At 45.3% G+C, this 9,695-nt stretch carries 12 protein-coding genes and 1 pseudogene; 7 read left to right on the forward strand and 6 right to left on the reverse strand.

From position 1 onward, the window contains the following. The 3 genes from JHC35_RS00795 to JHC35_RS00805 all read right to left on the reverse strand — a co-directional run. On the reverse strand, positions 1 to 705 hold a 705-nt coding region (locus tag JHC35_RS00795; RefSeq protein WP_295041477.1), incomplete at its 3' end, for a TonB-dependent receptor plug domain-containing protein. 106 nt (positions 706 to 811) lie between these two features. Beyond that, the gene (locus JHC35_RS00800; protein WP_295041478.1) at positions 812 to 976 is read right to left on the reverse strand and encodes a hypothetical protein; all 165 of its coding nucleotides are present in this window, start codon (positions 974 to 976) and stop codon (positions 812 to 814) included. Positions 977 to 1,025: 49 nt separating this feature from the next. Continuing rightward, positions 1,026 to 2,603, reverse strand: coding sequence for a methyl-accepting chemotaxis protein (locus JHC35_RS00805; RefSeq protein ID WP_295041479.1), 1,578 nt, complete (start codon positions 2,601 to 2,603; stop codon positions 1,026 to 1,028). Positions 2,604 to 2,682: 79 nt separating this feature from the next. Here JHC35_RS00805 and JHC35_RS00810 point away from each other — a divergent pair, with 79 nt between their 5' ends. From JHC35_RS00810 to tpx, 7 genes are all read left to right on the forward strand, one after another. Then, complete coding sequence (locus JHC35_RS00810) at positions 2,683 to 4,008, forward strand: NFACT family protein (protein WP_295041480.1); 1,326 nt, start codon at positions 2,683 to 2,685, stop codon at positions 4,006 to 4,008. 10 nt (positions 4,009 to 4,018) lie between these two features. After that, positions 4,019 to 4,327, forward strand: a complete 309-nt coding sequence (locus JHC35_RS00815; RefSeq protein ID WP_295041481.1) for a hypothetical protein — start codon at positions 4,019 to 4,021, stop codon at positions 4,325 to 4,327. A 79-nt stretch (positions 4,328 to 4,406) separates the two neighbouring features. Further along, positions 4,407 to 5,165, forward strand: coding sequence for a phosphatidate cytidylyltransferase (locus JHC35_RS00820; RefSeq protein WP_295041482.1), 759 nt, complete (start codon positions 4,407 to 4,409; stop codon positions 5,163 to 5,165). Further along, positions 5,162 to 6,238, forward strand: a complete 1,077-nt coding sequence (dxr, locus tag JHC35_RS00825; protein WP_295041483.1) for a 1-deoxy-D-xylulose-5-phosphate reductoisomerase — start codon at positions 5,162 to 5,164, stop codon at positions 6,236 to 6,238. Before JHC35_RS00820 ends, dxr begins: the two co-directional genes overlap by 4 nt. After that, positions 6,232 to 6,762 (forward strand): alpha/beta hydrolase, encoded by a 531-nt coding sequence (locus tag JHC35_RS00830; RefSeq protein ID WP_295041484.1) that lies wholly within the window; start codon positions 6,232 to 6,234, stop codon positions 6,760 to 6,762. The genes dxr and JHC35_RS00830 overlap by 7 nt, the downstream gene beginning before the upstream one ends. Positions 6,763 to 6,901: 139 nt before the next feature. Then, the gene (gene tsaD / locus JHC35_RS00835; RefSeq protein WP_295041485.1) at positions 6,902 to 7,879 is read left to right on the forward strand and encodes a tRNA (adenosine(37)-N6)-threonylcarbamoyltransferase complex transferase subunit TsaD; all 978 of its coding nucleotides are present in this window, start codon (positions 6,902 to 6,904) and stop codon (positions 7,877 to 7,879) included. 97 nt (positions 7,880 to 7,976) lie between these two features. After that, a complete protein-coding gene (gene tpx / locus JHC35_RS00840; RefSeq protein ID WP_295041486.1) occupies positions 7,977 to 8,480 on the forward strand; it encodes a thiol peroxidase in 504 nt (167 codons plus the stop codon). A 36-nt stretch (positions 8,481 to 8,516) separates the two neighbouring features. Here the strand turns inward: tpx and JHC35_RS00845 are convergent, their stop codons facing one another. The 3 genes and pseudogenes from JHC35_RS00845 to eno form a co-directional block, all read right to left on the reverse strand. Beyond that, on the reverse strand, positions 8,517 to 9,122 hold the full coding sequence (locus tag JHC35_RS00845) for an AMIN domain-containing protein (protein ID WP_295041487.1): 606 nt from the start codon (positions 9,120 to 9,122) through the stop codon (positions 8,517 to 8,519). A gap of 13 nt (positions 9,123 to 9,135) precedes the next feature. Next, entirely contained in the window at positions 9,136 to 9,423 is a 288-nt protein-coding gene (locus tag JHC35_RS00850) for a hypothetical protein (protein WP_295041488.1), read from the reverse strand. Further along, a pseudogene (gene eno, locus JHC35_RS00855) lies at positions 9,423 to 9,695 on the reverse strand (phosphopyruvate hydratase); the annotation flags it as partial. The gene JHC35_RS00850 and the pseudogene eno, both read right to left, overlap by 1 nt.

Below are 9,695 nucleotides of genomic sequence, written 5' to 3' on the forward strand. Positions count from 1 at the left end.
ATCAACAGAGGTTAGATCATAGCCTAATTTGGCGTTGAGTGTTTGGTTCAGATAGGCGTCGGATTCATAATGTTTCGGATCTTCGCCTTGAGGTGTCATTGCGGAGATACCGTTGCTTTTGAGCTGATTGGCTCCGACGTAATATGAAAGTGCACCCACGTGCTGTGATACGTTGGCTCCGATTTTAGTTGTAGCATAGCTTCCGTATTCGAGAGCTGCATTGGCTAGAAGCGTATCGGTCGGTTTTTTGGTAATGATGTTGATTACACCTGCAACGGCATTCGCTCCCCAAATTCCGCTTTGTGCACCGTGGATCACTTCGATTCGCTCGATGTCGTTGACCATCAGATGTTCGAGTTGGCTTTGACCTTTTGGGGTGGTCGGATCATTGTAGCGGATACCGTCAATCATCACAACGGTATTTTCAGAACTGAATCCGCGTTGGAAAAAGGAGCTTTGCTGGCCGATTCCGCCGCTTTGTGCAATCGGAATCGAGGTAAATATTCGTAACGCATCCAGCACGGAAGTAATATGTCTCTCTTCGAGCTCTTCAGCCGTAATGACATCAACATTAGCGGTGACATCTTTGAGGGATTGTTCGGTTTTGGAAGCGGAGACTACTATTGGTTCGAGTTGAAGTGTATTAGCCCCTAATGAGGCAACGAGTGTCGCCGATGCGACGAATGATAGGGTCTGTTTAAGCATAGATATACCTTGGATAAAGATTGTTTTTGTTTGGTTATTCGTCATCCCCGCGAAGGCGGGAATCTAGCTGGATCCCCGCCTTCGCGGGGATGACAAAAAGGTAAAATTAATCTTTATCGGGAGGAGAAACAGCGGAATAGATGTAGATGGGGCAAATAGGGGCGACGAGCTCTATACGCGTAATGTTTTGAAGAAGACGCACAAAAGAGGCATAGGCCTGAATAGCCACAAGGGTAAAATACCCTTTACCAAACCCTTTCGGTGCTTTCACTCTCCGCCTCCCAATTTAAACGATGAGGCGAATTATAGCAGGGAGCAGCTTAGGACTTGAATTGCCCCAACTGGGAGTTAAGATTTGTTGCCGCCGTATAGAGTTCAACGGCAATATGAGAGATTTTTTGAATATCCTCCTGATTGCCTTGAGAGAGACTCGACATTTCGGAAACTTTTTGGATAATCTCACGAATTTTGAGTGCCATGTTCTCCGATTGCTGCACACTCCGATGGCTTGCATCGACATTGGAACGTAACGCACTCGAAGCAGAGTTGATTTTCAGATCAATCTCTTCGCTCCGCTCGGCGAGACGGGCAATATTGTCACTGTTGATACTCATTATATCGGACGAATCGGAAATCGACTGGATCACAATCGAGATTGTCGAATTGATCTCTGTTAAACTTTTTTGGGTACGCTCGGCGAGTTTGCGTACCTCATCGGCAACGACGGCAAACCCTCGACCGTGCTCACCCGCACGTGCCGCTTCGATCGCTGCATTGAGGGCCAGAAGGTTCGTTTGATCGGCGATATCGGAGATAATGCTCAAAACACCGCTGACACTTGCCGCATCGGAGGAGAGCTGGGCAAAACGTTCGCTGAGTTCACTGCTCATCTGTGTCGTTTTGTGTACTTCATTGGTAATCGCCGTTGCGATTTCACGCACGTGTCCTAATTCGGTTTCGGTCATTTTGCTGTTTTCCAAGGTCATTTTTGCCATATTGACGCTTTGTTCCAACGTCATACCGATCTCTGCAGCAGTCGCATTGGTGTTTTGTGCAATGGTATTGGTTTTTTCCGATTGGACGGAGAGGTTGGTTGCTGCGCTGTTCAACGCCGAGGTTGAACCAACTGCCGAATCGGTAATCTGTTTCGTGTCATTGATCGTCGTTTGAATTTTGTCAATAAACTGATTGAGATATTTACTTGCAATACCGATCTCGTCATGCGCATTACGGATCGGAAGACGTTTGGTCAAATCGCCGTTACCGTGAGCAAGATCTCCCGAAACTTTATCCAGCTCTTCGATCGGATGGAGAATACTTGTTCCGGAGATATAATTGATCGCTACCAGTATCCCCGTCAACACCGTTCCTAAGAGCAAAAACCATTTAAAAAAACTGGCTCGCAGCTCATCGAAATAATCGGCTTTGTTGATCCCCGGTATCACCCACATATCCCACTCCGGGATATAGCGATAAGCCGCAATCTTATCCTGTCCGGTCGTAGCAGATACGTATTCATAGATTCCCCCAGCTTTATCGGAACGGATATGATCGATATAGTCGTGCCCTGCTTTATTTTTACCTTCATCTTCGGGTTTTGGATGGATCGTCATAACCCCATCGGCATTGATAAAATAGACGTAACCGCTTTTTCCGATTTTAATCTTTTTGATCTCATCTTTAAAGCCAGCTTCTTCATAGGCTTTTGGCTCTATCTTAGCGATATACTTGACATTTTTCTCCAATGCGTCGGCTACCGTATTAAGATCACTGATCATAATGGCTTTGATGGAACCTACGGCAATGAAGTATGCTACAATCACGCTGACGAGAATGGCACCCACCGCCGCGACGAGATTGATGATAAACTTTGCTTTTATCGTGTTAAAAACATTCATGAATATGACCTTATGTTGTGAATGTGACTAAAATGTGACCCTATTGTAGTTCTCTTTTTCTAAATCGAAGGTAAAAATTATGAGATTTTCTTATCTTAAGCAGATCGTTGAGCACATGCAACACCTCAACCATATCACTGCAGCATTCCGCGTCAACGATACGACAATCAAATTGGTTTTCGACCGTGAAAATAGCTGGAACTTTGAAATGGCGCGTGGGAATTCGGCTATCACTATCGGCGAATTTCCCAATCGAGGCAAAATTTATCAAGCCCCGTTTGACGTATTATTGGCAAAACGGCTCAACCGATCGACGATCCAATCGATAGCTCTGCACAATAACGACAAAATTATCCGTATAACCACTACGACAAGCGGTTCGTACAAATCTGAAACCACTGTATTGCAGCTCGAATTTACCGGCAAACATACCAATGCGATCCTTTTGGATCAGGATGAAACCATCCTCGAAGCACTTCGCCATATTGATGAAAATGTCTCTTCGCGCTGTGTGCGGGTAGGTCAAAAACTGGGTACATTGCCACCCCCGCCGTATGAGCCAAAAGAGTATCCGCTCGATAATGTCCGCAACTATTTAATCGGTCAATTTTTAGCACGAAGCAATGAGCGACTGGAGCAATTAAAACATGAAAAAAAATCCCTCTTATTCAAGCGATTGGGGCAATTAGAAAAAAATTTGGAGAAGTTGGATGATGAATCTTCACTCATCGAAGAGTCCGAAAAACTTCAATATTCGGGTCATCTTATTTTGGCCAATCTCGACAACATCAAACCCTACGAACCGACGGCACTAATCGCAGATTTTGACGGGAGTGAGCGGCTTATTGAGCTGCCATCTGGCTGCCATAGTGCCGCAGGATGCGCCGAATTTTTTTTCAAGCGCTCCAAAAAAGCAAAACAAAAAGCGATCGGACTCCACCTCGAACGAGAAAATCTTGAAGCAAAAATTCGCCATCTACAGCTTTTCATCCAAACCATAGAAGAAGCCCGTTCTCCCGAAGAGATTTCCCTTCTTTTCCCCGCAAAAACGTTAAGTGCTAAACAAAAAAATTCCGACCTTATCGCCGAATTTTGGATCGATGGAATAAAAGTTTCCTTAGGTAAAAGCGAAAAAGGGAATATTGAACTGTTGCGCAATGCCAAGGCCAAAGATATTTGGATGCATCTCAAAGACCGCCCCTCAGCCCACGTCATTATCACGACCGATAAACAGCAGCTCCCCGATCGGCTCCTCGAAGCGGCAGCAAAATTATGCGTCGATTTTTCCGTATTTGAAAAAGGTCGCTATTTGGTCGATTATACTCCCAGAAGAGAGGTTCGGGTTCAAGAAGGTGCCAATGTCCTCTACACGAACTATAAAACCTTGAATATTGAAAAAGGGTAAAGGAGCTCTAATGGCGGATATCGGTCCAATCGGCGGCGCTATTTACGTCAATCAGCAAATGGCAAGTGTCGCCAGTGAAAAAAATGCTCTTTTAAACCGTTTTGAATTACAGGCTCTCGCCGCTGCCACAGCTTCTCAAGAAGAGAAACAAGAGATCGAAGAAGTTCGTCCCACCGAAGAAAACCACGGTGTCGATCCTGATCGCGAGCATACAAAAGAACAAGCACAGCAAGAAGAAAGACGTTCACCTCATTCCGAAAAAAAAGAAGACGATTCCCCTCCTGCCCTCCCTTTGCACATCCTTGACATAAAAGTATGAATTATCCCCTATCTTGCATACCTCTCTATTAAAATACATGGTATAATCGCAAAATTTTAAAACCGTTGGTTATTACACTATGCAAACTGCAAAAAATTCAACTCAAGAACGCATTGTTACCGGCGTTTTTCTCATTATCGGAGTCCTCACAGTAGGGCTAATCAACAATTTTTGGCTCATGTGGAGCGTATTGGGGTTAATCTACCTTCTTGCTTTTCATGAAGCCACCCGATTATTTGGTATCAACAACAGCTCTTTGTATGCCTATGCCGCAATTCTTTGGCTTGCGGCAGCCCTTTATCCATACGGTGAAGATCTCTTTATCATCGCAGGGCTCATATTTGCTGCAGCGGTCGCCTATACCCAAAATATCCCCCCTAAAAATTTCCTTCCCTTTATCTATCCGACGGCGGGGATGCTTTTTGTTCTGAGCATGTACCAAGAATACGGCATCACCTCTTTATTATGGCTTCTGGTGGTCGTTGCTTCCGCTGATGTCGGTGCCTATGTCGTCGGACGCAGTATCGGAAAAACCCCTTTTAGTGTCTCCAGCCCGAGCAAAACCCGAGAAGGGGTCTACGGCGGTATCGCAGTGGCGACGGCGGCAGGATTCTTTATTGGTATCACAATCGTTGATATGGCTCAAGCGATTATTATCTCTATGATGGCTGCTATCGGAGCCGTATTCGGAGATTTGTTTGAAAGCTACCTCAAACGCAAAGCAGGGGTCAAAGACAGCGGTTCGATTCTTCCGGGACACGGCGGTGTGTTGGACCGCATTGACGGCTATTTGTTCGCTTCTATTATTATGCTTGTTCTTCTTCGAGGTCTTGTTTGATCCTACTGGGCTCAACCGGCTCCATTGGGGTCAACGCCCTCAATATTGCAAAACAGTTTAATCTCAGCGTCGATACTCTTGTTGCAGGGCGCAACATCTCCCTTTTAAACGAACAGATTAAATACCATAATCCTAAACGTGTCGTCGTAATGAACGAAGAGGATTGTGCGGCAGTACACCACCCTTGCGTCAGTTTTGGCGAAGCGGCAATTCTTTCATCGATCGAAGAATCCTCATCGCAGCATGTTGTCAACGCATTGGTTGGATTCGCCGGGTTTCGCCCTACCCTAAAAGCGCTCGAATGCGGAAAAAAAATTGCTCTGGCGAATAAAGAATCTTTGGTCGTCGGCGGTGCTTTTGTCGATACCTCTTCTATTGTCCCTATTGATAGCGAACATTTCGGTTTATGGTATCTCAACCAAGGCGAACGAAAAATCGATCGAATGATCATTACTGCCAGCGGCGGAGCATTTAGAGATTGGTCTTTGGACAAACTCTCTACCGCTACCCTCTCCGATGCACTCAAACACCCCAACTGGTCGATGGGTCAGAAAATCACTATCGACAGCGCCTCTATGGTCAACAAACTCTTCGAACTTCTCGAAGCACGCTGGCTCTTCGGTGAGGGTGAATACGATGCACTGATCGAAACCCAATCGTTGATTCATGCTCTCATCGATTATACCGACGGCTCCACTACCGCTCATTTTGCCCATGCGGATATGCGCCTCCCTATCGCCTATGCTCTGATGGGACATGTCGACACTCCGATCGTTGATCGGATCAATTTAGCGCGTGTGGGATCCTTAGAGTTTAGGGAAATCGAAACGGTACGCTATCCCGTGTGGGAAATCAAAAATGACCTCCTCTCTCATCCAAAGCGCGGTGTGATCGTCAATGCGGCTAATGAAGTAGCTATTGAGCGTTTTGTATCCGGTGAAATACGTTTTATCGATATTTCCAAATGTATCTTACGCGCTTATGAATCGTTTCATCAGACACCGGATTCCGTAGAAGCAATCTTCGCTCTCGATGAGGAAGTTCGCCGATTTACTCGAGGCATTTCATGCTAAAAGTACTCATACTTCACGGTTGGGGCGGAAGCGATTTTCCACACTGGCAATCTTGGCTTGCCGGTGAAATTGCAAAGGGCTACGGAACCGTTTCATTCCCCTTATTAGATAATCCCCATTTTCCAAGTAAAAATCGCTGGATGGGTCAAATTAAATCGCTTCTCGAAGATTTTCGACCCGATGTCGTTGTGTGTCACTCCCTGGCCAATATCGCATGGTTTCATTTGTGCCATGAAGGGGATATTCTCCCGATAAAGCGCCTCTTGCTTGTCGCACCTCCGCATTTGAGCTGTGAAATCGAAACCCTCAAAACCTTTTTTCCCCTCGAAGCCCCAAAAAATCTTTTTGCCCAAAAGGTATTGCTGGTAACGTCAACTAATGACCCCTATATGAGCGTAGATGAAGCAGCAGCGCTTCAGAAAATGCTTGATGTGGAGATGAAAATAATAGAAAACGGCGGACATATCAATACCCATTCCGGATACGGCGAATGGCCGTGGGTCAAAGAGTGGGTATTGCAATGAAGTATGAAATTACGAAAAGCACGGCTTGCTGTGCGTGGGCGCTCCGCCGAGGACGAAGTGCCCTTTGGGTGGAACTCAGCGTTAGCGCAGACAATCGGGGCTTTGCTCCGATGTCGTATTTAAAGCGAAGGTTCATAAAATGATCCTGAGTATAGAAAGTAGCTGTGATGATAGCTCTATCGCCATTACGGAGATTTCAACCAAAAAACTTATCTATCACAAAAAGATTTCCCAAGAGTTGGAACACTCCCAATACGGCGGAGTCGTCCCCGAACTTGCCAGTCGTCTGCATGCCGAAGCGTTACCTCGAATTTTAGCCGAATGCGAACCGTGGTTTGATCGGCTCAAAGCAATAGCCGTTACGAACGAACCGGGCTTGGGAGTTACCCTCATCGAGGGTGTCACTATGGCAAAAGCGCTCAGTATTGCACTGGGAATTCCACTTTTGCCGATCAACCATCTCAAAGGGCATATCTACTCCCTTTTTATTGAAAAAGAGTCTGTTTTGCCTATGACCGTATTGCTTGTCTCGGGTGGACATACGCAGCTCATCGAAGTTAAATCCTATACTGAGATGGAAATGGTTGCCACCACCATGGACGACAGTTACGGTGAGAGCTTTGATAAAGTAGCCAAAATGATGCATTTGGGGTACCCTGGCGGTCCTCTCATCGAAAAACTGGCTCTCAAGGGTGATGGATCACGCTTTTCTTTTACCATCCCTCTATGGCAGTCCCCTTTAATCGCATTTAGCTATTCAGGACTCAAAAATCAGGTTCGTCTCTGCGTAGAAGCCAACGATCCCTCTGCCTACGCCGATATTGCTGCAGCATTCCAACAAACGGCAACCGAGCACCTGATCCAAAAACTCAAAAAATATTTTAAGTCCTCCCCACCGAAACGCTTTGCTATTGTGGGAGGCGCAAGTGCCAATCTTTACCTCCGCTCCCGTATCGAGGCAATCTTAGCGCCTTATAAAGCCTCTTTGTATCTCTCTGAACTTTCTTATTGCTCAGACAATGCTGCAATGATCGGACGCGCGGCACTCGAAGCTTATACCCTTAAATTATTTTCCAACTTCGCTGATATTTCAATACATCCCCGCTGCAAACTTTAGGAATGCTGAATGCATTACACCTCTTTCATAATTCAGACATAAATTATCTGATTTAAAATATACTTTCCGCATCAATACATAAACGCAAGGAGCCAATATGGCAACTACAAAATTCAAAGGTACAGACGTAGAACTTCTCGGAAATGAAGTGAATGTTGGAGATAAAGCTCCTGAAGTAACTGTTGTAAACTCAGCAGGATTGGGTGACGTAGTAGTCGGTGGAGCACAAGGTGTTAAACAACTTATCATCGTTGTCCCTTCATTGGATACGGGTGTATGTGCTACTGAAACTCGTAACTTCAATGCAAAAGCAGCTTCTATCGAGGGTGTTAAAGCAACGATCGTATCTTTGGACTTGCCTTTTGCTGCAGGACGTTTCTGCCAAGCTGAAGGGATCGACAAATTGACAGTATGTTCAGATTTCCGTAACAAAGATTTCGCTAACGCATACGGTGTATTGCTTGGCGGATCTGTTCTTGCCGGTGTAACGTGCCGTGCGATTTTCGCGGTGAATGAAGAAGGGATCGTAACCTACAAAGAGATCGTTCCTGAAATCACTGAAGAACCAAACTACGACGCTGCATTGGCTGCCGTTAAATAACTTCTTTCTCCCTCTTTTGGGAGATCGAATCTCTCACTACTCACAAACTATTGTAATCACGCCGTTTTTCGTATTCAATGAATACTTGTAGCGTCCGTCTAATTCGATCGTAAGACGTGCGAATTCTCCATGATTTGTACAACTGACATTACTTATCGGAGCAGCATTCAAACTTCGTTCCTCACGTTTAAAAACACCGTTGTGTTTAAAATCGAGTACAATCCGGCTCGGATCGCTCAAAGCGAAGTGACGGATTAAAACATCACTAGAGCGGACTGTGATCACCTTCCCTTGATTGGAAAGCTGAACAAATCCAAAATTTACTGAAGCTGATTTCGCGCCGACTAAGCTTCCACCGCCCGATTGAGAGAGGGTGATGGGACGATGCCAATCGATGCTCTGATCAATCTGGACCTTTTTTTCTTCGAAGCTCCCATCCAAATTTTGAATGGTAAATGTCACTTCTTTTAATATACGTGCCTGATCGGGAAACGTATAGCTGATCGTCCCCATTTTCGGACGCACATCGGGAATATTCGAAGTCACTTTTTGTTTTTTGGAGTCTTCAGCTGGGAAAAAAGGGTTTTCGCGAGCCAAAAGCGGCATAAGAAGTACTACAGAGAGATAAAGTGAAAATTTCATGTATCTCCAGTCATTATTGTGAGTCAGCATCCAGCTCTTTAAGCTCAAAATACTGTTTTTGCAATTCGGCATTTTCAGCTTTTAGCCGTTCAATGTCATTGTTTAGATAATTTTGGTGCTCTTCCAACTCCAAAAGGACACTAAGGGAGTTGTCTCCAAAAAAAATAAATCCCATATAGACACCGACAATCAAGACAACTCCTGCAGCGATGAAAAATTTAACGGTCGTCAATCCGAAATAACGTTCGGTCAGACTCTCTTTCTCTCCATCTTGCAGAAATTCTTGATCCTCGTGATGCATTAGTTAAAAAGTGCGTTCCCCAAGTATTCGCCGTACATCACTTCTGTTTCGATTTCAAGAAGACGGTTGTATTTTGCCGTTCGCTCACCGCGTGCTGTTGAACCAGTTTTGATCTCACCACAGTTCAGTGCGACCGCGAAATCGGCGATAAACGCATCTTCACTTTCACCCGATCGGTGAGACATGATACATTTATAGCCGTTTCGCTGTGCAAGGCGAACGGTAAGCATCGTTTCAGATACGGATCCGATTTGGTTCGGTTTGATCAAAAT

Source organism: Sulfuricurvum sp., from assembly GCF_022759005.1.
In the GTDB taxonomy this organism is placed as follows: Bacteria; Campylobacterota; Campylobacteria; order Campylobacterales; family Sulfurimonadaceae; genus Sulfuricurvum.